Genomic DNA, 26588 nt, shown 5'->3' with positions numbered 1-26588 from the left:
CTACGATGATCCCGACTATCCCCTTCAAGCACGCCACGCTCGCCCTGCTGCTGCTCGGCCCTCTCCTGCCCGGATGCGCGACACACACACCGCCCGCCGCCAGGGCCGACGCGCAGGCACCGACGCCGGCCGCCGTGCTGGCGACGATGGAACGCGTCGCCGACTGGCAGCTCGCGCATCCGAGCGCGCATGCGCCGACGCACTGGACGCAGGGCGTCGGCGACGCCGGCTTCATGGTGCTGGCCAACCTGTCCGGCTCGCGCACGTACCGCGACGCGATGGCGGCGATGGGCGAACGCAATGGCTGGCAACTCGGTCCGCGCGCCTATCACGCGGACGACCACGTGGTCGGGCAGACGTATGCGGAGCTGTACCTGCAGTTGCGCGACCCGGCCATGCTGGCGCCGCTGAAGGCGCGTTTCGATGCGATCCTCGCCGAGCCGCACGACGGCACGCTGAAATTCACGGTGCCCGGCAACCAGGACCGCTGGTCGTGGTGCGACGCCCTGTTCATGGGACCGCCCGCGTGGGCGCGCCTGACCGCCGCCACCGGCGACGCGCGCTATCTCGACCACGCCGTCGCCGCGTGGTGGCGCACGTCGGACTACCTGTACGACAAGGACGAACACCTGTACTACCGCGACAGCAATTATTTCGCGCGGCGCGAAGCCAATGGCCGCAAGGTGTTCTGGGCACGCGGCAACGGCTGGGTGATGGCGGGCCTGGCGCGCACGCTCCAGTACATCCCGGCGGACCATCCGGCGCGCGCCCGCTTCGAACAGCAGTTCCGCGCGATGGCCGCGAAGGTGCTCGCGCTGCAGCAGGCCGACGGCCTGTGGCGCGCGAGCCTGCTCGACCCGGCCGGCTATCCGGCGCGCGAAACGAGCGGCACGGCGCTGTTCGCGTATGCGCTCGCGTGGGGCGTCAACCAGGGGTTGCTGGACCGCGCCGCGTTCGAACCGGGCGTGCGGCGCGCATGGACGGCGCTCGTGGCCAGCGTCCAGCCGGACGGCAAGCTCACGCACGTACAGCCGATCGGCCAGGCGCCGACGGGCTTCGCGGACGATGCGACGGAAGTCTATGGCGTCGGCGCCTTCCTGCTCGCGGGCAGCGAAGTGTTCCGCATGGCGCTGCTCGAACGCGCCGTACCCCGCACGGTGCGCGTGACGAATCCGGGCGATTTTCACCGTGCCGACGAGACGATCGAACTGCCGCTCGCGCCGGATTCTCCACAAGCGCTGGCCGTGATGGAAACCGGCACGTCGCGCCTGCTGCCCACGCAGCGCATCGGCGACACGCTGCTGTTCCAGGCAAACTTCGCGCCCCGTGAACGACGCCGCTTCCTGCTGCTGCCGGCCAGCGCCCTGCCCGCGCTGGCGCCGCCCGACGTCAAGGTGCACGCACGCTACGTGCCCGAACGCTACGACGACTTCGCGTGGGAGAGCGACCGCATCGCCCACCGCGCGTACGGCCCGGCGATCCTGCACGTGCCGAACGAGCACGTGGGCAGCGGCGTGGACGTGTGGCTCAAGCGCGTGCGCCGGCCCGTCGTGGACACGTGGTACAAGCGCGGCGAGTACCACAGCGACCACGGCGAGGGCCTCGACAACTACAGCGTCGGCACGGGCCGCGGCTGCGGCGGCACGGCAATCTACCGCGATGGCAAGGCGTATCCGTCATCCGTCTACGCGGGCTGGAAAGTGATCGCGGACGGGCCGCTGCGCGCCGTGTTCGAGCTGCGCTACGACGCGTGGAGCGCGGCCGGACGCCAGGTCGCGGAGACGAAGCGCATCTCGATCGACGCGGGCGCCAACTTCAGCCGCGTCGAAAGCCGCTACACGAGCGACCAGGCGGGCGCGCTGCCCGTCGCCGTCGGCATCGCCCAGCGCAAGGGCGACGGCCGGCTCGTGCGCGACACGAGCGCAAGCTGGATGAGTTACTGGGAACCGGAGAGCGCGCCGAACGGGCACACGGCGTGCGCGATCATCGTCCCCGGCCAGGCGACGCGCGCCGCGGTGGATGGCGGCGACGCCCTGCTGGTCGGGACCGCGCAGCCCGGGCAGCCGTTCGTGCACTACCTGGGCGCGGGATGGAGCAAGGGCGGCGATTTTCCCGATGCGCAGGCGTGGGAAGCGCACGTGCGCAACGTGGCGCAGCGGCTGGCCGTGCCGCTGCGGGTGACGGGTCCCGAGTAAACGCTAGATCTCCACGTGGCCCCGGGCCGCCGCATACTTGCGGCCCCATTCCGCGATCGGCCCCAGCGCCTTGTTCAACGCGGCGCCCTCGGGTGTCGCGGAATATTCTACGCGCGGCGGCACTTCCGGGTAGACGACGCGCCGCACGAGTCCATCCGACTCCATTTCCCGTAACTGCTGGATCAGCATTTTTTCGGTGATGCCGCCGACCAGGCGGCGCAACTCGCCCGTCCGCACGGGCTTGTCCTGCAACTCGTACAGGATCACGGCTTTCCACTTGCCGCCGATGACTTCGAACGCGGGTCCGATCCCGCAGTTAAAGGGCTTACTGGCCGCCATCGCTTCCTCCAAAACTTACCAATTGGGTAGTACCTGACTGGATTGTACGTACTTGACGCTTCGAATGGTACATCGGGATACTGCCGCTTCCAACACCACAGGAGGTCAGGATGAAAGACATCGCAGTGATCGGATTGGGCCAGATGGGCGCCACGCTCGCCCGGCTGTCGTTGCAGGCCGGATGGCGCGTGCATGTGTGGAACCGCACGCCGGGAAAGGCGGAAAGTCTGTCCGCCGCAGGTGCCGGCGTGGCCGCGCGGCCGGCGGACGCCGTGCGCGCGGCGGAGATCGTCGTGATGTGCGTGCACGACTACGCGGCGTCGCGGCAAATACTGGACGCGGACGGCGTCGACCTCGCGGGCAAGGTGCTCGTCCAGTTCACGACAGGCAGTCCGCGGGAGGCGCAGGACGCGGCAGCCGCGCTGGCCGCCGAGGGCGCCGGCTTCGTGGCGGGCGCGATCCAGGTCGCGCCCGAGCAGATGGGCCAGCCCGACACGACGATCCTCGTCTCGGGCGCGGAGGAACACGTCGAACGTGCGCGCGCCGTGCTCACGGCTTATGGCGGGAACATCGTCCACCTCGGCGCGAGCCCGGCGGCCGCGGCGACGATGGACCTCGCGACCCTCTCGTTCGTCTACGGTGCGTCGCTGGGTTTCTTCCAGGGCGCCGCGCTGGCGGAGCGGGAAGGACTGGACGTGCGGCGCTACGGCGCGATCGTGCACGCGCTGGCGCCGTCGTATGGCGAGTTCCTGCGGCACGAGGCCGGCGTCATCGCCTCGGGCGATTACCGCATCACGCAAAGCCCACTGTCGATCTCGGTCGATGCGACGCGCCGCATCGAGGACGCGATGCGTGCACGCGGGCTGCGCACGGAACTGCCGGCCGCGATCGCCGCGCTGCTGCGCCGGGCCGACGAGGCGGGATATGGCGGGGAAGAGTTCGCGGCGGTGGCGAAGGTGCTGTGACCTCCGCCACCGCCGTACCGGTCAACCGCTGTTGCGCAGGCCTGCCGAGATGCCGTTGATCGACATGTGCAGCCCGTTGCGGGTCGCATCGTCGTCGACGCCGGCCCGGTAGCGGCGCAGCAGCTCGACCTGCAGGTGGTTCAGCGGATCGATGTACGGCAGGCGGTTGCGCAACGAACGCTGCATTTGCGGGTTCCCGTCCAGCAGTTCGTCCTGCTCCATGATCTGCCGGAGGATCTCCACCGTGCGCGCATGCTCGGCGCTGATGGCGCCGAAGATGCGGTCGCGCAGCGCCGCGTCGGCCACGAGGCCGGCGTAGCGGCTGGCGATCGCGATGTCGCTCTTCGCCAGCACCATGTCCATGTTCGACAGCAGCGTCGTGAAGAACGGCCACGTCTTGTACATCGTGCGCAGCAGCGCGAGGCGCTCGGCCGGCGCGTCCGCGATGAAGCGTTCCACCGCCGTGCCGAAACCGTACCAGCCCGGCAGCATCAGGCGGCACTGGGCCCAGCTGAACACCCACGGGATCGCGCGCAGGTCTTCGATCGAGCGCGACTTCTTGCGCGACGCCGGACGGCTGCCGATGTTCAGCGCGGCGATCTCCGTGATCACCGTCGACTCCCAGAAGTACGTTTCGAAGCCTTCCGTTTCGTACACGAGCGAACGGTAGGCACGCAGCGCTTCCGTCGACAGGCGGTCCATCGCGGCCACCTGCGCCGCGTCCGGCTGCGGCTGGTCATGCGACAGCAGGGTCGCTTCCATCGTCGCGGCGACGAGCACCTCGAGATTGCGGCGGCCCACGTCGGCGTTGGCGTACTTCGCGGTGATGACTTCGCCCTGCTCCGTCAGGCGGATGCGTCCCTGCACGGCGCCCGGCGGCTGCGCGAGGATCGCTTCGTAGCTCGGCCCGCCGCCGCGGCCCACCGAACCGCCGCGGCCGTGGAACAGCTGCAGCTTGATGCCGTGGGCGCGGAAGACGGCGATGAGTTCCAGCTCCGCCTTGTGCAGCTCCCAGCCGGACGTGACGTAGCCGCCGTCCTTGTTGCTGTCCGAGTAGCCCAGCATGACTTCCTGCAGGCGGTCGCGCGATTGCAACAGGCGCATGTAGAACGGCAGACCGAACGCCGCGGCCATGATCGCGGGACCGGCGCGCAGGTCGTCGATGGTTTCGAACAGCGGGATGATGTTGACGTCGAGCGTGCCGAGCGTCGGGTGCAGCAGGCCCGCTTCCTTCAGCAGCACGGCCACTTCCAGCAGGTCGGAGACGGAAGCCGCCTTCGAGATGATGTAGTTCGTGACGGCGGCGCGGCCGTACGTCAGGTGCGCGCGCTTGGTCTCGCCCAGGATCGCCAGCTCGGACGCCGTCTCTTCGGAATACGCCTCGAACGGCGACACGAGCAGGCGTGGCGACTGCAGTTCTTCCAGCAGCAGCGTGCAGCGCGCGGCTTCGTCCAGTGCCAGGTAATCGACGCCGGGGCGCGCCTGCGTCAGCAGTTCCGCGAGCACGCGCTCGTGCACGTCGGAGTTCTGGCGCAGGTCGACGGGCGCGAGATGGAAACCGAATACCTTCACGGCGCGGCGCAACAGGCGCAGCCGGCCGCGCGCCAGCTGGCGGGCGCCGTTGGCCACCAGCGACTCGTGGATGACGTCCAGGTCGGCCAGCAGCTCGTCGGCGCTGGCGTAGGCCACCGCATCCGGCTCATTGGCGCCGCTGACGAGCCAGTCGCGCGTCGCCACGAGGCGCGCATGCATGCCGTGCAGCGCCTGGCGGTACGGCTCGTCCTGGTGGTGCGGCGACTGGTCGGGCGTGCGCTCGGCGATGCGGTGCAGGGCTTCCGTGCTGCCGCACAGGGACTGCGCCTGCGACAGTTGCGACGCCAGCATGTGCACTTCCGGCAGGTAGAAATCCAGCGCGCGGGTCGCCTGCGCCTTCAGGGTGGCACGCAGGATGTCGGCCGTGACGAACGGGTTGCCGTCGCGGTCGCCGCCGATCCAGCTGCCCACTTTCATGAACGACGGCAGCTCCGTGTCGGCCCAGCCGGCATCCTTTTGCGCCAGCGTGTCCTCGAGGGCGCAGTACAGGCGCGGCACGCTCTTGAACATCGTGTAGTCGAAGAAGGACAGGCCGTTCTCGACTTCGTCCAGCACCGACAGCTTGGTGGGGCGCAGCAGGCGCGTCTGCCACAGCGTCAGGATGGCGCGCGCGAGCGCTTCGTCGTTGTCCTGCTCTTCGTCGGGCGTCAGCTGCGTGCGGTCACGTTCGCCGATCAGGCGCGCGATCGCCATCTGGCAGTTGAGGACACTCTTGCGCTGCACCTCGGTCGGGTGCGCGGTGAAGACGGGGCTCACGTGCGCGTCGTCGAAGAAGGCGCGCAGGTCGTCCATGCGGCCGGCGGCGAACACGCCGTCGACGGCGTGCGCGATGCTGCCCTTCTTCGGCGCCGAGCCGGCGGACAGGTGCGCGCGGCTGCGGCGGATGTGGTGCTGGTCTTCGGCGATGTTGGCCAGCAGCGAGAAATACGTGAAGGCGCGGATCAGCTGGGTCTTCTCGTCGGCCGAGATGTCTGCGAGGATCGCCGCCAGTTCCTCGTGCGCGCTGCCGTCTTCGTCACGCCGGAAACCGATGCAGCTCTTGCGGACCGACTCGATGCGGTCGAACACCCCGTTACCCTCCTGGGCGCGGATCGTTTCCCCCAGCATGCGGCCGAGCTGGCGGATATCCCGCCCCAGCAACTCTTCCTTGAAGTTCCGTGCCTCTTCAACGCTCATTCAGCTCTCCAAAATGTAAATAATTTACAGAACACGCACCAGTTAACCAGCGTTGGCGGACAGATACCTTGTATATACCAGCCTTTATACACAGCGCGGCACGACAAGTCATGCAATGTTATGAAATTTTACTACGAACATTGATCAGTTCGGTGGGTGAGGTTGAAAAAATGCTACACATGATCGTCTGGTCAGGCGATTTCCACCCGGTTGCGGCCGTTCGCTTTCGCGCGATACAACGCCCCGTCCGCCCGTTTGATCGCCGCCCCGATGTCTTCTTCGGGCTTCAGCGACGTCAGGCCGAAGGATGACGTGACGCGCAACCCGTGCGGCCAGTCCTGCGTCGCCAGCGCCGCACGCAGCTTGTCCAGCATCGTCATGGCATGCGCCACGTCGGTTTCCGGACACAGGAGCAGGAATTCCTCTCCGCCCCAGCGCACCAGCTTGTCGCTCGATCGGACTTCGCCCCGGATGACCGCGGCGAAGCGCCGCAACACCTCGTCACCGGCGTCGTGGCCATGTTGATCGTTGATCCGCTTGAAATGGTCGAGATCCATGAAGACGACCGCCATCTCCTCGTCGACGTGGCCGGCGACGTGCAAGCGTTTCATCAGCACCTCCCTGAGGCCCTGGCGGTTCAATGCGCCGGTCAGCGGGTCGGTGTGAGCCTGATTGGCGAGATCGCGCGCCTCCAGCTGCAGCGCCTTGTTGATGACGGCCAGCAGTTCAAGGCGCGCATTGCTGGCCGAGAGACTGGAGCGGACGTGCAAGAGGCTCAGCGATAGCCCGAGCAGGCCGCATCCGATCCATGCACCCACCAGCCAGGTCAGCAGCGCGGTATCCGATATCCATTTTCCGCGGAACTGGATGGACCGCAGTTCGATCGTTATCGACTGGCCAGGCGGCACCGATCCCGTCGAGATCTCCACCGCCGTGACGTTATCGAGCCGGGTATACGTTTTCTCCAGCGGCACGTCGTACGCCGTGATCCACCAGTCGGCAGTGCGCACGACGTTGACGGGAATCGTGAACGAGGCCTGCTCCGGCGCGTCGAATTCGACGGAGTTGTACCGCTGCGAATTCCAGTCGCCGACGGTGGAAAATTCCGGTTCGAAGTTCGTCAGGTGCAGCCTGATTTTTCTGCCCGACTCGCCCGAATAACGCATGTCGAACGTGACCGAATCGAACTGACTGAAATCCACGCCTTTTCCGTGCTGCCCCAAGTGGAACTGCAGCTTGCAGAATGGCCAGGCATAGCCGGCGCGCAGATCGCAGCGCATGACGAAGGCATCGTTCGCACGCACCAGCGACGCGACGGACTTGCCGTTCTCGTGACGGTCGTCGGTAACGGTCGCGCCGTAGGGCTGCCGGGGCGAGAGCTCGAAGACCCGGGTCATCCCGAAGTGCTGCCAGATCAGTAATGCGGGGGTCAGAACCAGCAATAATCCAACCAGGGACTGGACTATCGTCATTGCGCGCGCGAGTCGAGGGATCATGGCGGATCGCTGATCTATATATTCGGCGATCAATATACTGAAATCATCAAGCGGCTGCGATCATTCCCGTGCGGCAACCTCAAGAAGCGAAAAAGGCCAGCTCGAAAGCTGGCCTGACTCTTTGAATTCGTTGGTCGGGGCGAGAGGATTCGAACCTCCGACCACGTGCACCCCATGCACGTACGCTACCAGGCTGCGCTACGCCCCGACTTGGTCCAGAATTATAACAGAGGCACGCGGGATGACTAGTCTTTTTGTCACCGGGCATCATTGAGAAACTTACTTCCAATCCCCCCGTAACGCCAGGACTTCCTCGTACAACCCCTCCGGCGTGACCTGCTGCGGCGACACCGGCCGCCCGACGGCCAGCGCCAGCTTCGAGCGCAGCCCGCGCGCGAACGAGCGCTCGAACACATTCGACGGATCGCGCGAAAACACGCTGCCCCACAGCCCGCGCAGCGCCATCGGGATCACGGGCACCTGGCTGCGCGCGACGATCTTGGCGATGCCGCCGCGGAATGCGTTCATCTCGCCCGTGCGCGTCAGTTTCCCCTCCGGGAAGATGCACACGAGTTCCCCTTCGTGCAGCGCCTGGGCGACGTCGACGAAGGCCTTTTCCATCAGCCACGGGTTCTCGTGCGCCGGCGCGATCGGGATCGCCTTGCCGGTGCGGAAGATGAAGCCCAGCAGCGGCGTCTTGAAGATGCGATGGTCCATCACGAAACGGATCGGGCGCGGGCTCGCGGCCAGGATGACGATGGCGTCGACGTAGCTGACGTGGTTGCAGACGAGGACTGCGGGGCCCTCTTCCGGGATGCGCTCGACGTCCACCGTCGACACGCGGTGGATCGTGTGGATCAGCAGCCAGGCCAGGAAGCGCATCAGGAATTCCGGCACGAGCGAGAAGATGTAGATGGCGACGACGGCGTTCAGCAGCGCGGTCGTCAGGAACATCTCGGGGATGCTGAAACCGCGGCCGATCAGGAAGACCGCGACGCCGGCCGACGCCACCATGAACAGCGCATTCAGGATGTTCATGCCGGCGATGGTGCGCGAGACGTGCGCCGGATCGCAGCGCGTCTGGATCAGCGCGAACAGCGGCACGATGAAGAAGCCCCCGAACACGCCCAGCAGCAGGATGTCGGCCAGGATGCGCAGCGTGCCGTGCTGCGCCAGCACGCCGACGAAATCGACGGGGGCGGTGTTCGTGTAGCCGAGGCTCGCGAAATACAGGTCGATGCCGAACAGCGACAGGCCGATGGCGCCGAACGGCACGAGACCGATCTCCACTTTGCGGCCGGAGAGTTTTTCGCACAGCAGCGAGCCGGTGCCGATCCCCAGCGAGAAGATGGTCAGCAGCAGCACGAACACGCTGTGGTCGCCGTGCAGGTACTCCTTCGCGTACAGCGGGAATTGCGACAGCACGAGCGCGCCGTAGAACCAGAACCAGGAATTGCCCAGCATCGACAGGAACACGGTGCGGTTCTTTTTCGAGAACGCTAGGTTGCGCACGGATTCGGCGACGAAGTTCGCGCTGATCTTCAGCGCCGGCGCGGGCGCCGGGGACGCCGGAATGCGCCAGCTCATGGCGAGGCCCAGCACGGCGACGGCCAGCGTCCCGAACGCGACGAGGTGCACGCCGGCGGCGCCGTGGCCGGCCAGGATCGCGCCCATCACCTCGCCCAGCAGGATGCCGACGAACGTGCCCATTTCGATGACGCCGTTGCCGCCCACGAGTTCTTCCGGCTTCAGGTGCTGCGGCAGGTAGGCGTATTTCACGGGGCCGAACAGCGTCGAATGGACACCCATGCCGACGACCGCGGCGACGAGCAGCCACAGGTTGTGCGTGAGCCAGCCGATGGCGGCGATGGCCATGATGCCGATTTCGAGCAGCTTGACGAAGCGCGCCAGGCGGCCCTTCTCGATCTTGTCCGCGATCTGGCCGGCGGTGGCGGAGAACACGACGTACGGCAGGATGAACAGGCCCGGGATCAGGTTGTTCAGCAGCGCGGCGGGCAGCGTCGTCCACGACAGCGCGTCATAGGTCAGCACGACGAGCAGCGCCGTCTTGAACAGGTTGTCGTTGAAGGCTCCCAGGAACTGGGTCCAGAAAAACGGGCCGAAGCGGCGCTGGGTCAGCAGGGCAAACTGGCTGGTGTGGTTCGGGTGGCTCATGGTCGATGACGCGGATGTCGGGGATGCGACAATCTACAACACAACCGGCACGTTGAACACACAATGTTGCTGGGCGTGAATCAATGGTCGCACAATCCGCTACCCGGAGCGGCTGGATATGCAACCACGCTAACGCCAAGTCGCGCCGGGCGTCACCCGACCCGCGTCCACGCCCGGTACAACGGCGCTATCCCCAGCACGACGACCACCATGCGCGCGACGTGGAACGCCGTCACGACGGGCACGCCCAGGTGCAGCACGCGCGCCGTCAGCGCCATCTCCGCGATGCCGCCCGGCGACGTGGCCAGCACCATCGTCCCCGGATGCAGGCCGGTCACCGCCGCCACGCAGAACGCGAACAGGCCCGCCAGCAGCAACGTGAGCGCCGTGCACGCGGCCACGCTGGCGAGGAAGCGCGGCGCCGTGTGCACGAACGCCGGCGTGAAGCGGGTGCCGAGCGAGACGCCGATGAACAGCTGGCCCGTGCGGATCATCCATTCCGGTAGGCGCGACAGCTGCACGCCGGCCGCCGTCATCATCAGCGCCACGACCAGCGGGCCGATCACCCAGGCGTTCGGCACGCGCAGGCGTTTCAGCGCCAGCGCGGCGCAGCTGGTAACGGCGATGAGCACGCACAGGCCGGCCGCATCGACCCGGCCGGCGAGCGGCACGAACGCATCGAGGCCGTTGCCCCAGCCGTGGGCCGCGAACCAGCGCACGGCGAAGGGGATCGTACCGACGACCATCATGATGCGCAGGCTGTGCGCGGCCGCCACGCGTTCGAAGACGGCGCCGTGGCGCTCCGCCTGCACGGCCATCTCGGAGGCGCCGCCGACGGCCATCGCGAAGAACGCCGTCGCGGCGTCGCTGCCGGACAGCCGGCGCAGCAGCGCGCCGCCCGCCATGCCGAGGCAGATCGCGAAGGAGACGGCCAGCAGGATCCAGCCCAGGTGCCGCGCCAGCACGGCCAGCACGGGCGCGCTAAAGTACAGGCCCAGCGCGGTGCCGATGGCCCACTGCCCCGCCTCGCGCGCCTGCACGGGGGCGGAGAGGCGCGCGCCCAGCATGCAGGCGATCGCCGTCGAGAACAGCGGACCGATCATCCACGGCAGCGGCGTGTCGAGGAAGATGCACAGTTGCGCCGCCGTGAAGGCCAGCGCAAGTGCGGGGAGGAACGTCCTGATCAGAACACCCAGAGCTTCTCGGCCGGCATCTCGAGCCAGTACTGGCCCGGATCGACGCGGTACTTGGAGTACGCGCGCACGCTCGAATTACCGTGCTTGAACAGGCATTCCCACCGGTCGCCCAGGTACATGCAGGTGGACAGCGGCAGCTGGATGCCGTTGTCGACGGGCGTGCGGCCGATGCGCACCTCCTCCACGCGGATCAGCGCCGACGCTTCCACGTCCGGATTCGATGCGCCGCTGCCGCGCGCCGTCGCGTTCAGCGCCATGCCTTCGACCTGCAGGCGCGCGGCGCCGCCGTTGCGCGCCACGACGCGCGCCGGCAGGCGGTTGTTACTGCCCATGAATTCCGCGGTGAACAGCGTGTCCGGCGACTCGTACATCGATTGCGGCGTACCCTGCTGCTCGATCTTGCCGTTGTTGAGCAGGAGGATGCGGTCCGAGATCGCCATCGCCTCGGCCTGGTCGTGCGTGACCATCAGCGCCGACAGGCCCAGGCGCACGATCAGCTCGCGCAGGAACGCACGGGCTTCCTCGCGCAGTTTGGCGTCCAGGTTCGACAGCGGTTCGTCGAGCAGGATCACGGGCGGGTTGTAGACGAGCGCGCGGGCGATCGCCACGCGCTGCTGCTGGCCGCCGGAGAGCTGGTGCGGGAAGCGTTCGCCCAGGTGGCCGAGGCCCAGTTGCGCGAGCACTTCGCGTACCTTCGGTTCGATGTCGCGCGCGGCCATCTTGCGCAGCTTGAGGCCGTAGGCGACGTTGTCGAACACGGTCTTGTGCGGCCACAGCGCGTACGACTGGAACACGAGGCCCAGGTTGCGCGCTTCCGCCGGCAGTTCGAGCTTCTTGCTGCCGTCGTACACGCGGCGCTCGCCGATGTCGATCGTGCCGGCTTTCGGGCTTTCCAGGCCGGCCACGGCGCGCAGCAGCGTGGTCTTGCCGCTGCCCGAGGGGCCCAGCAGCGCCACCACTTCGCCGCGCTGCAAATGCATCGACACGCCCTTCAGGATCGGGTTGGCGGTGGCGCCGCTGCCGTAGTCGAGGTGCAGGTCGTTGACGGTCAAAACGTTCATGATGTTTGTCTCGCGATTGATTTAGTTATGCAGCTTGACGCCGAAGCGCAGCGCGATCCCGAGGCCGATGGCCACGAGCGTGATGTTGATGAACGAGAGCGCGGCCACGAGGTCCGTCGAGCCGCCGGCCCACAGCGACACGAGCATCGCGCCGATCACCTCGGTGCCGGGCGACAGCAGGTACACGCCCGTCGAGTATTCGCGTTCGAAGATCAGGAACACCATCAGCCAGGCGCCCAGCATGCCGAACTTGATCAGCGGGAGCGTCACGTCGCGGGTCACGCGGCCGCGGCTGGCGCCCACGGCGCGTGCCGCCTCTTCCAGTTCCGGGCCCACCTGCAGCAGCGACGTCGACACGAGGCGCATGCCGTAGGCGAGCCACACGACGGAATACGCGAGCCACAGCGCGAAGATCGTCGAGCGCATCTGGCGCAGCGCCGGGATGAAGTGCTCCGACAGCCACGCGGCCACGCCGTTGTCCATGCCGTGCAGGATGCCGTCCAGCCAGCTCGGCACGAACAGGAACACCCACAGGAACGACAGGCCGGCCAGCAGGCCCGGCACGGCGCGCGGCACGAGGACGCTGTAGTCCAGCAGGCGCGTGATGCCGTCGTTCTTGCGGTGCATGGCCAGCGCGATCGCGGTGTAGCAGGCCACGGCCAGCGCACCGCCGATCACGCCGATCAGGATCGTGTTGACGATGCCGCGCACGAGCGACGGCTGTTCGAAGATGTCGCGGAAATGCTGCAGGGTGAGCACGTCGGCCAGCTTCACGCCCTCGCCCCAGTACTGGACGAACGAGCGCAGCACGATGCCGGTCAGCGGCAGCACGATGGTGACGGCGATCCACGTGCCCAGCACGGCGAAGGCCACCCACTTCCACTTGCCCAGCGCGAGCGGCTTCTGGCGCGCGCCCTTGCCCTTGATGGACACGTATTTGTTGGCCGACTTCAGGAGCCAGCGCTGCAGCATCACGAGCGGCATCGTCACGGCGACGAGGCAGACGGCGACGGCGGCCATCAGGTGGTACGACGGCGTGCCCAGTTTGTTGGTCAGCTTGTACAGGTAAGTCGCCAGCACGAGGTGGCCTTCCGGGTCGCCCAGCACGAGCACGAGGCCGAACACTTCGAAGCCGAGGAAGAATACGAGCACGCCCGCATACGCGAGGGCCGGCATGATCATCGGCAGCGACACGTTGAACATCACCTGCCACGGCGACGCGCCCGAGACGCGCGCCGCTTCCTCCACGTCGGAGCCGAGGCTCTTCAGCGCGGACGAGGCGTACAGGTACACGTGCGGCACGTGCGTGAGGCCGGCGATGACGACGATGCTCGTGAACGAGTACACGTTCCACGGCACGAAGCCCAGCAGGTCGTGCGCCCACGTCGAGTAGAAGCCGACCGGGCCCATGGCGACGACGTAGCCGAAGCCCATCACCATCGGCGACACGAAGATCGGCACGAGCAGCAGCGGCGCGACGATGCCGCGGCCCGGCAGGTCGGTGCGGACCATCAGGAAGGCGAGCATGCCGCCCAGCGGCACGGCGATGGCGGCGAGACCGGCGGCCAGGATGAGGCCGTTCTTGAAGGCGAGCCAGAAGTCGCTGTCGTCGAAGATGAAGCGGTACGCGTCCAGGCCGAGCATCTTGTCGGGCATGAAGAACGGCGCCGTCAGGAAGCTCTGGTAGAAGATGAGGTACAGCGGCAGGAAGATGGCCACGCAGGTGAGCAGCACGACGATGCCGCGCGTCCAGTTGAAGCGCGGCGCGCGCACGGCCGGCAGGCTGCCGGCGTCGGCGCCCTTGGATTCCAGTGGCATGGTTGAAGTAGGCATGGGAGTGTCCGATCGATGTAGAGCCTATGGTCATCACCACCGTCGTCCCCGCGCAGGCGGGGACCCAATTTTTTGAGCGGACCAGGACACTCACTTGGGTTCCCGCCTCCGCGGGAACGACGGTTTTAAGGCTGCCTTACTTTTTACCCGCAGTAGCCTTCCACTCCTTCAGGAACGCCAGGCGCAGCGCCGGATCCAGGTATTCCCCGACGGCCGGGCTGACCGGCAGCGGCTTGATATTCTTCTCGCCGACCATCTTGATCAGGTCAGTGGACGTCGTTTCGCCGGTGACGTCGGCGCGGATCGCGTACAGCTTGGAGGCATTGGCGATGACGGTCTGGCCGCGGTGCGACAGCATGTAGTCGATCCACAGCTTCGACGCGTTCGGGTGCCTGGACATCTTGTTGATGAACTGGACGCGCGAGATGATCAGGGTGTAGTCCTTCGGCAGCACGACGCCCAGCGACGGATCGTTCTTGGCGCGCACGAGCGCATACGAACCCATCACGTTGTAGCCGATCAGGTTTTCGCCCGACGAGATCCGCTCCAGCATGGTGCCGGTCGACGACTGCACGCGCACCCTGGCCGCGCCGAACGCCTGTTCCAGCTGCTTGTATTGCGGGAAGGCGCGCGCATCCTGCGTCATGAACATGAAGCCGACGCCGGATTTCTCGATGTCGTAGGTCGTGACCTTGTCCTGGAATTTCGGCTGCTGGATGATGCGCACGAAATCGGCGTGCGTCTGCGGGACTTCCTCGGGCTTCAGCAGGCGCTTGTTGTAGACGAAGGCGGCCGGCTCGAACGTTGTGCCGTAGGCGATGTCCTTCCAGACGGCCCAGCCGGGGATCTTCGCCGCTTCGACCGATTTATAGGGCAGCGCATAGCCGCCGGCGGCCAGTTTCATCTGCAGGTCCATCGCCGAGGACCACAGCACGTCGGCCGTGTCGCCGCCGGCCGCGTTCTCGGAGAAGAAGCGGTTGTAGACTTCGGTCGAGTTCATGTCGTTGTACTCGACCGTGATGCCCGGGTACATCGACTTGAAATCGCTGATCAGCGGCTCGGCGGCCTTGCTGTCGGTGGCGCCGTAGATCACCAGCTTGCCTTCCTTCCTGGCGGCGTCGATCAGTTGCTGGTAGCCGGCCGGGTAGCCTGCCGGGGCCTGCGCCAGCACCGGTGCGGCGAATGCGAAAATGGCAGCTGCAAAGGTGGTCGCAAATGCGGTCTTCTTGAAATTCATGGTTGTCTCCTGGGGTGTTGTCAGTGTTCGCGGACCAGGTTGAATTCCCTGGCCTGTCGGTTGTAATCGTTGATCGCCTGCTTGACCCAGCGCGTGAGCGCGTCGCCCGTGAGCGAGAACGGGTACAGGCCGGCCTGGCTGCGCAAAGCCGCGAAATCGGGGGTGGCCTGCACGCGGGCGAAGGCGTCGACCCAGCGGCGGTAGTCGGCATCCGGCACGCCGGGTCCCATCCACACGCCGCGGATCACGGGCCACACGATGTCGTAGCCCTGCTCGCGCGCCGTCGGCACGGACGCCAGCACACCGGCCAGGCGCTTCTCGGCCAGCACGGCCAGCACGCGCACCTTGCCCGGTCCGGCATACAGCGCCGCTTCGGATGCGTCGCCCGAGATCACCTGCACGTAGTTGGCGCTCATCGCCGTGAACGTCTCGCCGCCGCCTTCCAGCGCGACGAAGCGCAGGCGCCGCGGTTCGATGCCGGCGCGGCGCGCCAGCAGCGCCACCTTCATCCAGTCCTGGCTGCCGATGGTGCCGGACACGCCGATCAGGACCTGCTGCGGATTCTTGCGGATCGCGTCCATCAGCTCGTCCAGGCTATGCCACGGCGCGTCGGAACGCACCGCGATCATGCCGTAGTCGACGCCGAGCGCCGCGACCCAGCGCACGTCGGCAGCAAGCGCCTTGCCGAATTTTCCTTCGGCGAGATTCAGCAGCGAACCGCCCGAGAACGCGACGAGCGTGTCAGGCTCGGCGCGCCGCTGCGACACGAGCGTGTGCCACGCGACGGCGCCGATCCCGCCCGGCAGGTAGGCCAGTTTCAGCTTCGTGTCCGGCAAGGCCTTCTGGGCCAGCTTGCAGGTCAGGTCCATGGCGCCGCCCGGTTTGGACGGCACCACGCATTCGGCGTTGGCGCTGGCCGCCGCCGCTGCCGCGGACAGTGCCGCGGCGGTAAGGATCGAGATGGCGCGCTTCATGATGTTGCGGCCAGGGGTCGGTCAGAACCGGTACTGGATGCCGGTGGTGACGCCGGTCTGCGTCGACCCGAAGCCCGGATCGTCGCGCGACAGGCCCACGAGCTGGCCGTGGTCGGCCTTGGCATGCGCCACCGACGCGTACAGCCAGACGCGCTTGGACAGCGAGTACATGGCGCGGCCCACGAGCATCGTCGGATCCGCGTCCTTCGCGGACGGCAGGTTCTTCGTGTTGACATGGTAGACGGCGCCCGTCAGGGTCCACGGATAGGCGGCCCAGGTGGCGCCGGCCCAGTAGGTGTCGCCGCGCACGTCCGGCGTGGCGGCCTTGCCCGACTGGAGCTTGTAGCCGCGCATGCCGGCCTGGTAGGTCATCGGACCCGCCTTGTACAGGGCGCCCAGGTGGAAGGCCGTCGTCTTGTCGCGGTCGCCGGTGGCGGCGAGCGTGTTGCCGTTGATTTGTTCGTACGACGCCATCACGCCGACCGGGCCGCCGAACCAGGAACCGCCGACGGCGTACTTGCGGCCATCGGCCGCGTTGCCGGCCTGCTCGCCCATGCCGACGGTGGCGCCGTAGGTGAAGCCGCCCGTGGTGCCGGTGTACTTGATCAGGTTGTCGAACGCCGTCGTCATGCCGTACTTGGACGGGCCGGTGGCGTTGCTCGACGTCGCCCACGAATAGTTGGGCGCGAAGCCCATCGGGTCGAACTTGATGACCAGGTCATAGGTCGTCGTGAACGAGCGGCCGATGATCACGCGGCCGAAGCCGCCTTCGAGGCCGACGTTGGCCTGGCGCTTGAACAGGTTGCCGTCCTGGGCGCCGGTGTCGAGCATGACGCCGCCTTCCAGGTTGAAGATGGCTTTCAGGCCGCCACCCAGGTCTTCGCTGCCGCGGAAGCCCCAGCGCGACGTGTTCTTGCCGCCCGAGACGACGCGCACCTGGCTGCCGTCGCTGGCGGATGCGTGGTTCACGTATTCGACGCCGGCATCCACGATGCCGTAGACCTGGACATTGGTCTGGGCGGATGCGTTCAGGGAAAGCGCTGCCAGGACGGCGAGCGCGAGGGCCGATTTCTTCATATTGTCTCCGTTGTTGTCATCAAGGCGGTCGTGTGCCGCTTCGTGAGACCAAGGATAGGTCCGCCAACCTTTCAATCAGCTTTCACTGAACCTTTCAATGTCGGGTGTTGTGGAAATCACTTACCCATGAAGACACGGCGCGTTCCGTGGCTTACACTGGCGCGATGCGAATCCTGTTAGTCGAAGACCACGTCGAGCTGTCGCACTGGGTATCCAAAGCCCTGCGCGACGCCAATCTCACCGTCGAATGCGCGGCCACCGGCGCCGACGCCGACGCGCTGCTGCACACCCAGGACTACGCGCTCGTGATCCTGGACCTGACCCTGCCCCGCATGGACGGCCTGGAAGTGCTGCGCCGCCTGCGGGCGCGCGGCGGCACGCGCGGGCGCACGCCCGTGATGATCCTGACGGCGCGCGGCGGCCTGGAAGAACGGGTGCAGGGCCTGAACCTGGGCGCGGACGATTACCTCGCCAAGCCGTTCGAACTGGCCGAACTGGAAGCGCGCGTGAAGGCGCTGCTGCGCCGGAGCGTCGGCAACGAGGCGCTCGTGCACACGTGCGGACAGCTCAGCTTCGACACCGTCGCGCGCATGTTCACCTACGGCGGCGAGCCGCTGGCGCTGACGCCGCGCGAACACGCCGTGCTGGAAGCGCTGATCTCGCGCCCGGGCCGCGCCGTGTCGAAGGAAAAGCTGTTCGACGAAGTGTTCGCGCTGGACGACGACGCCAACCTCGACGCCATCGAACTGTACATCCACCGCGTGCGCAAGAAGCTGGACAAGCGCCCGGACGGCGGCGCCGCCATCGCCACCCTGCGCGGCATCGGCTACCTGCTGCAGGAACGGCCGCCGGCCGCGTCCTGAGCATGCGGTTCCCGCCGGCGGCGTCGACGAAGCTGGGCAGCCTGCGCGGCCAGCTGCTGCGCTGGCTGATCGTGCCGCTCGTGATCCTCGTCGCGGCCAATGCCGTGTCGCTGTACCGCGACGCGCTCGACGCCGCCGACATCGCCTACGACCGCTCCCTGCTCGCGTCCACGCGCGCGCTCGCGGAGCGCGTCTCGGTCCGCGACGGCAAGGTCGTGGCGGACGTGCCCTACGTGGCGCTGGACAGCTTCGAGACCGACACCCTCGGGCGCATCTACTACCGCGTGGGCGGGCTCCATGGCGAGACGGTGTCCGGCTACGACGACCTGCCGCCCGTCCCGAAGGACACGCCCCGCTCGGAACTGTATCCGGCCCTCGTGCGTTTCTACCACGCCGACTACAACGGCGAGCCGGTGCGCATCGCCGCCCTGCTGCAGCCCGTGTACGACGATTCGATGCGCGGCATCGCCCTGATCCAGGTGGGCGAGACGCTGGACGCGCGGCGCGCGCTGTCGCGGCGCATCCTGCTCAACACCCTGCTGCGCCAGGCGCTGCTCGTGCTGGCCGTGGCGACGCTCGTGTGGTTCGCCGTGCGCCTCGTGCTGCAGCCGCTGATGCGGCTGAAACAGGTCGTGGAGACGCGCGCGATCTCCGACCTGTCCGACGTCGACGAAGCCCTCGTGCACCGCGAAGTGCGGCCGCTGGTCGCCGCCATGAACGGAACGATGGCGCGCATGCAGAACCTGATCGCGAGCCAGCGCCGCTTCATCGCCGACGCTTCGCACCAGCTGCGCACGCCGCTGACGGTGCTCAAGACACAGGCCGAGCTGGCGCTGCGCGAAAACGATCCGGCCGCGATGCAGGCCATCGTGCGCTCGATCGCGGCGACGACCGATTCGACCGTGCACCTCGCGAACCGCCTGCTGACGCTCGCGCGCATCGAGCACGGCGGCGCGAACGCGGCGCTCGCGCCGGTGGCGCTGTCCGAGGTGGCGCGCCAGGTGGGACTGGAACTGGCGCTGCCGGCCGTCCAGAAAGGCATCGACCTCGCGCTGGAAGCGGAAGACGACGGCGCCACTACGATAGCCGGCCAGGCGCTGCTGCTGCACGAACTGGCGAGCAACCTGGTCGACAACGCGATCCGCTACACGCCGCCGGGCGGCACGGTGCTGCTGCGCGTGCGGCGGCTGATCGGCGTCGTGGTGCTCGACGTGCAGGACAGCGGGCCGGGACTCGATCCGGCCGAATACGACAAGGTGTTCATGCCCTTCTACCGGGCGCAGGCGACGCTGGAGAGCAATCCGGGCGGCACGGGGCTGGGCCTCGCCATCGTGCGCGACATCGCCACGGTGCATGGGGCCACGCTGGAGCTGGCCAGGGCCGAAAGCGGGCGTGGATTGAAAGTCAGCGTCACGTTCCCGGCGCGGTAATGCATGCGATCGTGGGCACGGTGTGTCCACCCTACGGCAACACGGACATCGTAGGGTGGGCGCCCTGCGCCCACGCGTAACGTCACATTGCCGTCATCGGTAATCATCTGGCGTAAGCCCGTACTTCTGCATCTTGTAGTACAGCGTCTGCTTGGGCACCCCGAGCGCCGCGGCGACGTCCACGACGCTCCCCGCCGCCCGGCGCAATTCCTGTTCGATGACGGCGCGCTCGAACGCGCCCACCTGGTCCGCGAGCGGCACCGCCGCCGCCGTGCGCGCGGCCAGCAGGCCGTCCGCGCCACTGGACAGGCCCAGCACGAAGCGCTCCGCGATGTTGCGCAGCTCGCGCACGTTGCCGGGCCAGTCGTGCGCCATCAGCGATTGCATCAGCGGCCCCGGCACCGTGGGCGCGGCGCGCTTGTAGCGGGCCGCCGCGCCCAGCATGAAGTGTTCGAACAACAATGGGATGTCCTCGCGCCGCTCGCGCAGCGGCGGCAGATTCAGCACGATCAGGTTCAGGCGGTAGTACAGGTCGCTGCGGAATTTCTGCTGGTCGGACCATTCCTTCAGGTCGACCTTCGACGCCGCGATGACGCGCACGTCCACCGGCACCGGGTGGTTGGAGCCGAGCCGCTCGACGTAGCGCTCCTGCAGCACGCGCAGCATCTTGACCTGCAGCGACAACGGCAGGCTCTCGATCTCGTCGAGGAACAGCGAGCCCTTGTCGGCGTGCTCGATCTTGCCGACCTGGCGCTTGGTCGCGCCCGTGAACGCGCCCGGTTCGTGGCCGAACACTTCGCTTTCGAAGATGTTTTCCGGGATCGCGCCGCAATTCAGGGCGACGAAATGATGCGCGCGGCGGCGGCTGAACTGGTGCAGGCAGCGCGCCACCATCTCCTTGCCGGTGCCCGTCTCGCCGTAGATCAGCACGTCGGCCGATTCGTCGGCCAGGTCCAGGATCAGGCGGCGCAGGTTGCGCATCGGGGCCGAATCGCCCAGCAGCATCGCCTCGATGCCCTCGCCGTTCGCGATGCGGTGGCGCAGCGTCTCGACTTCCAGGATCAGGCGCCGCGTCTCCAGCGCGCGCTGCACCGCCTCGACCAGTTGCTCCGACGAATACGGCTTGGGGATGAAATCGTAGGCGCCGCCGCGCATCGCGCCGACGGCCATCGAGATGTCGCCGTGGCCCGTCACGAGGATCACCGGCAGCTGCGCGTCGATGGCCTTGACGGCGGCCATCAGCTCGATGCCGCCCATGCCGGGCAGGCGCACGTCGCTGACGACGACGCCGGCGAAACCGGGTCTTATCTGCGCCAGCGCCGGCTCGGCGGCGTCGAACGCCTCGACCTGGAAGCCGGCGAGATCGAGCGCCTGCGCGCTGCCCGCGCGGACGATGGCGTCGTCTTCGACGAGCAGCACTTTCATGGATTCGTATGTAGACATGGTAGCTATCCTACTCCGCCCGGGGCAGATCGATGATGAACCGGGCACCGCCCTCGGGGGGCGACTCGGCCCGCAGCCGGCCGCCGGACTCGCGTACGATCTGCTCGGAGATCGCGAGCCCGAGACCCAGCCCTTTGCCCTGCGGCTTGGTGGTAAAGAAGGGTTCGAACAGGTGCGCGCGGACATCCTCCGGGATGCCGGGACCGCTGTCGGTCACGGCGATCAGGACGCGCGCGCCCTCGCGCCCCGCTTCGACGACGAGCTGGCGCGAGACACTCCCCGCCATCTCCATCGCGTCGAGCGCGTTGCTGAACAGGTTGACGAGGACTTGCTGCAGCCGGTTGCTGTCGCACAGCGCGTACAGGTCGCGCGGATGGGTCGCCATGCGGAATCCTACACGTTCCTGCGCGATGCGGCGCTCGACGAGGAACAGCGCCGCGGTGACGGCATCCGCCACCGGCACGGCGCTCGGCCGCGTGTCGGACTTGCGCGCGAACTGGCGCAGCTGCCCGGTCAGTTGGCCCATCCGCTCGACCAGTTGCGAGATGGTCGCGAGGTTCGCGGAGGCGTCGGCGTGGCGGCCGCGCTCGATCAGCACGCGGGCATTGTCCGCCATCGTGCGCAGCGCCGTCAGCGGCTGGTTCAGTTCATGCGTGATGCCGGCGGAGAGCTGCCCGAGCACGGCCATCTTGCCCGCCTGGACCAATTCGCTCTGCGCCTTGCGCAACTGCTCTTCGGCCTGGCGGCGCACGGCGTTCTCGTCGCGCAGCTCGCGCGTGATCTGCTCCAGGCTCGCGGTGCGGTCGGCCACCAGGTTTTCCAGCTGGTCGTACGCGCGCTGCAGATCCTCGCGCGCCCGCTGGCGCTGCCGGCCGAGGCGATGGCGCTGGCGCGCGTACAGCACGAGCATGACCGCCAGCGCTTCCGACAGCACCGTCAGCAGCGCCGCCGCGCGGGCGCTGGCGCGGGCCGGCACGAGGTCGGACAGGTACACCATCTGCCAGTTGCGCGTCACCAGCCCGCGCGACTGGCTCAGCATGGGCCCCGTGGCCGGCGGCGGCCCGGTGACGATGCGCGCGCGGGCGTCGAGCGCGCGCACTTCGCGCAGGCCCAGCGGCGTGAGCGCATGCGAGAAATACTGGCGCGACTGTTCCAGTTCCTGCCTTGCCGCCGGCGTCAGCGGCGCGAGCGTCCGGTATTTCCATTCGGGCACCGAACTCAGGAACACCACGCCATGCGCATCGGTGAGCAAGGCCTTGCCGCCGGCCTCCGCCCAACTCGCCTCCAGGCTCTCGATGTTGACCTTGACGGTCGCCACGCCCAGCATGCGGCCCTCGTGATAGATGCCGCGGGCAAAGTAATAGCCGGGCTCGCCGCGGGTCGTGCCGACCCCGTAGAAACCGCCCGGCATGCCCCGCAGGGCCTCGCGTATGTAAGGCCGGAACGCGATGTAGTCACCGACGTAGCTGTCGGGCGCGCGCCAGTTGCTGGCCGCCTGCGTCACGCCCTTCAGGTTGACGATGTAGATGCTGGTCGATCCGGCCAGCCGGTTGACGCGCTCCAGGTAGATGTTCACGTCCCGGCGCAGCGCCTCGTCGCCCGGCTGGCGCAGCAGCGCGATGACGTCCTTGTTCAATTCGAACGTGCCGGGCAGGAAATCGTACTTGGACAGCAGGTGTTCGAGGCCTGCCGCGTACGTGTCCAGCCGCTGCGCGCCGGACAGCCGCAGCCGGTCGATCGCGGCATCCTCGGCATAACGGTACGCCACGGCGGCCAGCGCCGCGCACACCAGCAGCAACATGAGCGACAGCCCCAGCCGCCGCGGCCAGCGGCCGGTCTGCTGCGGGTTGACGGTGGATGCGGCTGCGGGCATGGCGGTCCTGGAATGTTTACGTTGTGCGATTAAAACACATGACGCACGCCCAGGTTGATGCCCGTGGTGCCGGTGCCGGCGTTCGTGGCGTCGCCGACCGTGTACGCGGCGCCGTTGCGGTTGACGATATGGCCATACGCCGCGTACAGGTCGGTGCGGCGCGACAGGCTGTACTCGTAGCCGATCGCGCCCTGGCGCGCGTGGGCGTCGCGGCCGGAATCGTCGCGGTGGACGATCACCGAGGCCAGCACCCTGCCCGCGGCGCCGGCCCGCACGGCCACGCCCAGCAGCGCGTCGCGGCTGGCATGCCCCAGGACGTTGCGGTTGCGCGCGAAGGCCGCGTGCGCCGTCACGGTGCCGAAGCGGTAGCGGCCCACCACCATCGTGTTGCGGTCGTGCGCGGCGCCCGTCGCATCGTTTTGCCGGTGATGCGTCAGCGCCAGCGTCAGCGGACCCGCTTCGTACGTGGCCGACGCGTCGAAGGTGCGGTTCTTCGCGGCGTCGCCGGCCACCTCGCCCGCGCCGACCAGCACATCGGCGGACAAGCCGTTCCACTTCGGCGACTGGTACTCGACCGAGTTGTCGACCCGGCCGAGTCCGGGGAGGATGTTCTGTGCATTGCCCGCGAGGCCAGTACAGAACGGGTCGACGATGTCGCGCATGACCTTGTAGTACGGCGCGTACTGGCGGCCCAGGCTGATCGTGCCGGCCGCGCCGGACAGGCCCACGTACGCCTGGCGGCCAAACAGCAGCCCGCCCTGCGCGGCCTTGCCGGTGTCGATGTTGTAGCCGTTTTCCACGACGAAGTCGGCGCTCAGGCCGTCGCCGAGATCTTCCTTGCCCTTGAAGCCCAGCCGCGAGCCGGACGCCACGCCGCTGCCGATGTTCTGCGACGAACCGGCGGCGCCGCCGCGGTCCAGCACGATGCCGGCGTCGGCGACGCCGTAGACTTTAACGAACGATTGCGCCTGCGCGCAGGTGGCAAACAGGGCGAGCGCGCACGCGCCGGCGCCAGCGATATGACGATATTTCAATGAAGTCTCCGTTGATTTGATTTGTTATGTGGTCAGCCGACTTGCGCGACGACGGGTGCGACCTGTTGCGGTTTTTCTTCCAGCGCGCCTTCCCAGTTGGCGACGACGGCCGTGGCGACGGCGTTGCCGACGGCATTGGTGGCCGAGCGGCCCATGTCGAGGAACTGGTCGATGCCCATCAGGAGCAGCAGGCCCGCTTCGGGAATGTGGAACTGGTTCAGCGTGGCGGCGATGACGACCAGCGACGCGCGCGGCACGCCGGCCATGCCCTTGGAGGTCAGCATCAGCAGCAGCAGCATGGTGATCTGCGTGCCCAGCGACAGGTCGATGCCGTACGCCTGCGTGATGAACAGCACGGCGAAGGTGCAGTACATCATCGAGCCGTCCAGGTTGAACGAATACCCCATCGGCAGCACGAAGCTGGAGATCTTGCGCTGCACGCCGAACTGGTCGAGCGCCAGCAGCAGCTTGGGATACGCGGCTTCCGAGCTGGCGGTGGAAAACGCGAGCAGGAACGGTTCGCGGATCAGCGCCAGCAGGTGCAGCACGCGCTTGCCGATGAACAGCGAGCCGCCCAGGATCAGCAGCATCCACAGCGTCAGGAGACCGAGGTAGAAGCCGCCCATGAACTTCGCGAACGTGAGGAGGATGCCCAGGCCGTTGGTGGTGATGATGGAGGCCATCGCCGCGAACACGGCCAGCGGCGCCATGTTCATGATCACGCCTGTAATGCGCAGCATCACCTGCGCCAGCTGGTCGATCACGGCGGTGAGACCGGCGGCCGACTGGCCCAGCGCGCCCAGCGCGGCGCCGAAGAACAGCGCGAACACGAGCACCTGCAGGATCTCGTTGTTGGCCATCGCCTCGATCGGCGACTTCGGCACCAGGTGGGCGACAAAGTCCTTCAAGGTGAACGCGGTGGTCTTCAGGCCCGTGGCCGCGTCGACCGGCGGCAGCGGCAGGTTCAGGTGCGCGCCCAGCTGCATCACGTTCGACAGCAACATGCCCAGGCTCAGCGAGACCAGCGACGCGATCACGAACCAGGCCATGGCCTTCATGCCGATGCGGCCCGCGGCGCGGCCGTCGCCCATGTGCGCGATGCCGACCGTCAGCGTCGAGAACACGAGCAGCGAGATGATCATCTTGATCAACCGGAGGAACACGTCGGTGACGATGGAAATGTGGGCGGCGATGTCGGCGCTGATCGTCTTGTCGGCGACGGTTTCATGCAGGCCGTAGCCGACCGCGGCGCCCAGCACCATCGCGATCAGGATGTACAGGGTCAGGGGACGCTTCTTTTTCACTTTGATCTCCAAGAATCGCGGCGTTTCTTGGCGCCGCGTGTTGTCGTGACCCGGCGGGAACCGGGTGCGACCACAACAGCAAGCCGCATGCCAGAGAGATCTTTGAAATATTTACGTCGTAAACGCCTGATTACAAATGTGTTTTATTTTGGAAACTGAAGTTTGCGAGCCCGGAGCATCCAACTTTCGGGACGCCCTTGGCGGGGGCTGTATGAATAATTGGAAAGGCTCCGCAAGGCCCTGTATGCCGGGCCGGGAATGGCCTTACAATGCCGCGATATTCAACAGTGCAGGACGCGGCATGGAAACCAAATGGCTGGAAGATTTCATTTCACTGGTCGAGACCAAGAACTTCAGCCGCTCCGCGCAGCTGCGGCACGTGACGCAGCCCGCGTTCTCGCGCCGCATCCGCTCGCTGGAAAACTGGCTCGGCACGGACCTGATCGACCGCACCACGTTCCCCACCCGCGTCACGCCGGCCGGCATGATCTTCTACGAACAGGCGCTGGAAATGCTCGGGCAGATCAACGGCGTGCGCGAGATGTTGCGCAACAACCGCGTCACGGCGACGAAGACGATCGACCTGGCCGTCCCGCACACCCTGTCGCTCACGTTCGTGCCGAAGTGGCTCGCCGCGCTGGAACGCGACTTCGCGTCGATCAACAGCCGCCTCATCGCCCTCAACGTCCATGACGCGGTGCTGCAGCTCGTCGAGGGCGGGTGCGACCTGCTGCTGTGCTACCACCATCCGCGCCAGCCGGTGCAGGTCGATCCGGGCCGCTACGACATGCTGCTGATGGGCCGCGAAGCGTTGTGTGCGTACGCTCGCTGCGGCGCGGACGGTCACCCGGAATACCGCCTGCCCGGCCGCAAGGACGCGCCGCTGCCGTTCCTCTCCTACACGACGAACGCCTACCTCGGACGGATGGTGGACCTGATCCTCGCCGACGCGAAGCCCGGCCTGCACTTCGACAAACGCTACGAGACCGACATGGCGGAAGGCCTCAAGATGATGGCGCTCGATGGCCATGGCATCGCGTTCCTGCCCGAATCGGCGGTCACGCGCGAGGTCGCGCAGGGGCAGCTGGCGCGGGCCAGCGAGCCGGGTCAGTGGGAGATCGAGATGGAGATCCGGCTGTATCGCGAACGGCCGTCCGATGCGCGGCCGGGCAAGCAGATCGTCGCGGATCTGTGGGAGTACCTCGTCGCGGAGCAGTCTGCGATTTATCCGAATATCGAGTAAAATCGCTTTATCCGATATTCAGATATATTGACTTTATCTGATAATCAGATAAACTCGATTATCTGAATATCGGATATTGCC

Annotated in this window: 19 protein-coding genes and 1 tRNA gene; 5 read left to right on the top strand and 15 right to left on the bottom strand. The window is 67.2% G+C overall.

Going from position 1 to position 26588, the window contains the following annotated elements:
• The first annotated feature begins 5 nt into the window (after nt 1–5).
• Entirely contained in the window at nt 6–2195 is a 2190-nt protein-coding gene (locus ACL58G_RS12555; RefSeq protein ID WP_440967165.1) for a glycoside hydrolase family 88 protein, read from the top strand.
• Nucleotides 2196–2198: 3 nt separating this feature from the next.
• Here the strand turns inward: ACL58G_RS12555 and ACL58G_RS12550 are convergent, their stop codons facing one another.
• A complete protein-coding gene (locus ACL58G_RS12550) occupies nt 2199–2534 on the bottom strand; it encodes a winged helix-turn-helix transcriptional regulator (protein WP_440967164.1) in 336 nt (111 codons plus the stop codon).
• A gap of 71 nt (nt 2535–2605) precedes the next feature.
• Here ACL58G_RS12550 and ACL58G_RS12545 point away from each other — a divergent pair, with 71 nt between their 5' ends.
• A complete protein-coding gene (locus ACL58G_RS12545; RefSeq protein WP_440968019.1) occupies nt 2606–3499 on the top strand; it encodes an NAD(P)-dependent oxidoreductase in 894 nt (297 codons plus the stop codon).
• Between the two features lie 21 nt (nt 3500–3520).
• Here ACL58G_RS12545 and ppc read toward each other — a convergent pair whose 3' ends face one another.
• The 10 genes from ppc to ACL58G_RS12495 form a co-directional block, all read right to left on the bottom strand.
• Nucleotides 3521–6268: a phosphoenolpyruvate carboxylase gene (gene ppc / locus ACL58G_RS12540; RefSeq protein ID WP_440967163.1), complete on the bottom strand. Its 2748-nt coding sequence runs from the start codon at nt 6266–6268 to the stop codon at nt 3521–3523.
• Nucleotides 6269–6459: 191 nt separating this feature from the next.
• Nucleotides 6460–7764 carry a GGDEF domain-containing protein gene (locus ACL58G_RS12535; RefSeq protein WP_413383917.1) on the bottom strand — a complete coding sequence of 435 codons (1305 nt, stop codon included), beginning with the start codon at nt 7762–7764 and terminating at the stop codon, nt 6460–6462.
• 131 nt (nt 7765–7895) lie between these two features.
• Nucleotides 7896–7972: transfer RNA gene (locus tag ACL58G_RS12530), tRNA-Pro, on the bottom strand.
• A 71-nt stretch (nt 7973–8043) separates the two neighbouring features.
• A complete protein-coding gene (locus tag ACL58G_RS12525) occupies nt 8044–9939 on the bottom strand; it encodes an MFS transporter (RefSeq protein WP_440967161.1) in 1896 nt (631 codons plus the stop codon).
• 152 nt (nt 9940–10091) lie between these two features.
• A complete protein-coding gene (locus ACL58G_RS12520; protein ID WP_440968017.1) occupies nt 10092–11096 on the bottom strand; it encodes an AbrB family transcriptional regulator in 1005 nt (334 codons plus the stop codon).
• 26 nt (nt 11097–11122) lie between these two features.
• The gene (locus tag ACL58G_RS12515; RefSeq protein WP_413383909.1) at nt 11123–12196 is read right to left on the bottom strand and encodes an ABC transporter ATP-binding protein; all 1074 of its coding nucleotides are present in this window, start codon (nt 12194–12196) and stop codon (nt 11123–11125) included.
• 21 nt (nt 12197–12217) lie between these two features.
• Nucleotides 12218–14014, bottom strand: a complete 1797-nt coding sequence (locus ACL58G_RS12510; RefSeq protein WP_413340968.1) for an ABC transporter permease — start codon at nt 14012–14014, stop codon at nt 12218–12220.
• A 151-nt stretch (nt 14015–14165) separates the two neighbouring features.
• Nucleotides 14166–15266, bottom strand: coding sequence for an ABC transporter substrate-binding protein (locus ACL58G_RS12505; RefSeq protein ID WP_440967160.1), 1101 nt, complete (start codon nt 15264–15266; stop codon nt 14166–14168).
• Between the two features lie 20 nt (nt 15267–15286).
• Nucleotides 15287–16240 (bottom strand): tripartite tricarboxylate transporter substrate binding protein, encoded by a 954-nt coding sequence (locus ACL58G_RS12500; protein WP_413383905.1) that lies wholly within the window; start codon nt 16238–16240, stop codon nt 15287–15289.
• A gap of 21 nt (nt 16241–16261) precedes the next feature.
• Nucleotides 16262–17317: a porin gene (locus tag ACL58G_RS12495; RefSeq protein WP_413340958.1), complete on the bottom strand. Its 1056-nt coding sequence runs from the start codon at nt 17315–17317 to the stop codon at nt 16262–16264.
• Nucleotides 17318–17481: 164 nt separating this feature from the next.
• On the opposite strand from ACL58G_RS12495, the gene ACL58G_RS12490 reads away from it, so the two are divergent.
• Nucleotides 17482–18180 (top strand): response regulator, encoded by a 699-nt coding sequence (locus ACL58G_RS12490; RefSeq protein WP_413383901.1) that lies wholly within the window; start codon nt 17482–17484, stop codon nt 18178–18180.
• Nucleotides 18181–18182: 2 nt separating this feature from the next.
• Nucleotides 18183–19610, top strand: coding sequence for a sensor histidine kinase (locus ACL58G_RS12485; RefSeq protein WP_440967159.1), 1428 nt, complete (start codon nt 18183–18185; stop codon nt 19608–19610).
• Nucleotides 19611–19703: 93 nt separating this feature from the next.
• Here the strand turns inward: ACL58G_RS12485 and ACL58G_RS12480 are convergent, their stop codons facing one another.
• From ACL58G_RS12480 to ACL58G_RS12465, 4 genes are read right to left on the bottom strand one after another with little or no spacing between them, the layout of a single operon-like run.
• Nucleotides 19704–21053, bottom strand: coding sequence for a sigma-54-dependent transcriptional regulator (locus ACL58G_RS12480; protein WP_413383897.1), 1350 nt, complete (start codon nt 21051–21053; stop codon nt 19704–19706).
• A 10-nt stretch (nt 21054–21063) separates the two neighbouring features.
• Nucleotides 21064–22926, bottom strand: coding sequence for a sensor histidine kinase (locus ACL58G_RS12475; protein WP_440967158.1), 1863 nt, complete (start codon nt 22924–22926; stop codon nt 21064–21066).
• A 29-nt stretch (nt 22927–22955) separates the two neighbouring features.
• Nucleotides 22956–23960, bottom strand: a complete 1005-nt coding sequence (locus ACL58G_RS12470; protein ID WP_440967157.1) for a porin — start codon at nt 23958–23960, stop codon at nt 22956–22958.
• 32 nt (nt 23961–23992) lie between these two features.
• Nucleotides 23993–25264 carry a dicarboxylate/amino acid:cation symporter gene (locus ACL58G_RS12465; protein ID WP_413383891.1) on the bottom strand — a complete coding sequence of 424 codons (1272 nt, stop codon included), beginning with the start codon at nt 25262–25264 and terminating at the stop codon, nt 23993–23995.
• Nucleotides 25265–25565: 301 nt separating this feature from the next.
• Between ACL58G_RS12465 and ACL58G_RS12460 the strand changes: the two genes are divergently transcribed.
• On the top strand, nt 25566–26507 hold the full coding sequence (locus ACL58G_RS12460; protein WP_413342817.1) for a LysR substrate-binding domain-containing protein: 942 nt from the start codon (nt 25566–25568) through the stop codon (nt 26505–26507).
• Nucleotides 26508–26588: the final 81 nt, after the last annotated feature.

It is taken from the genome of Massilia sp. GER05, from assembly GCF_052056005.1.
GTDB lineage: Bacteria > Pseudomonadota > Gammaproteobacteria > Burkholderiales > Burkholderiaceae_D > Telluria > Telluria orientalis.
Note: the sequence above shows the minus strand (reverse complement) of the source record. Positions and strands in the feature narration are given on the sequence as shown.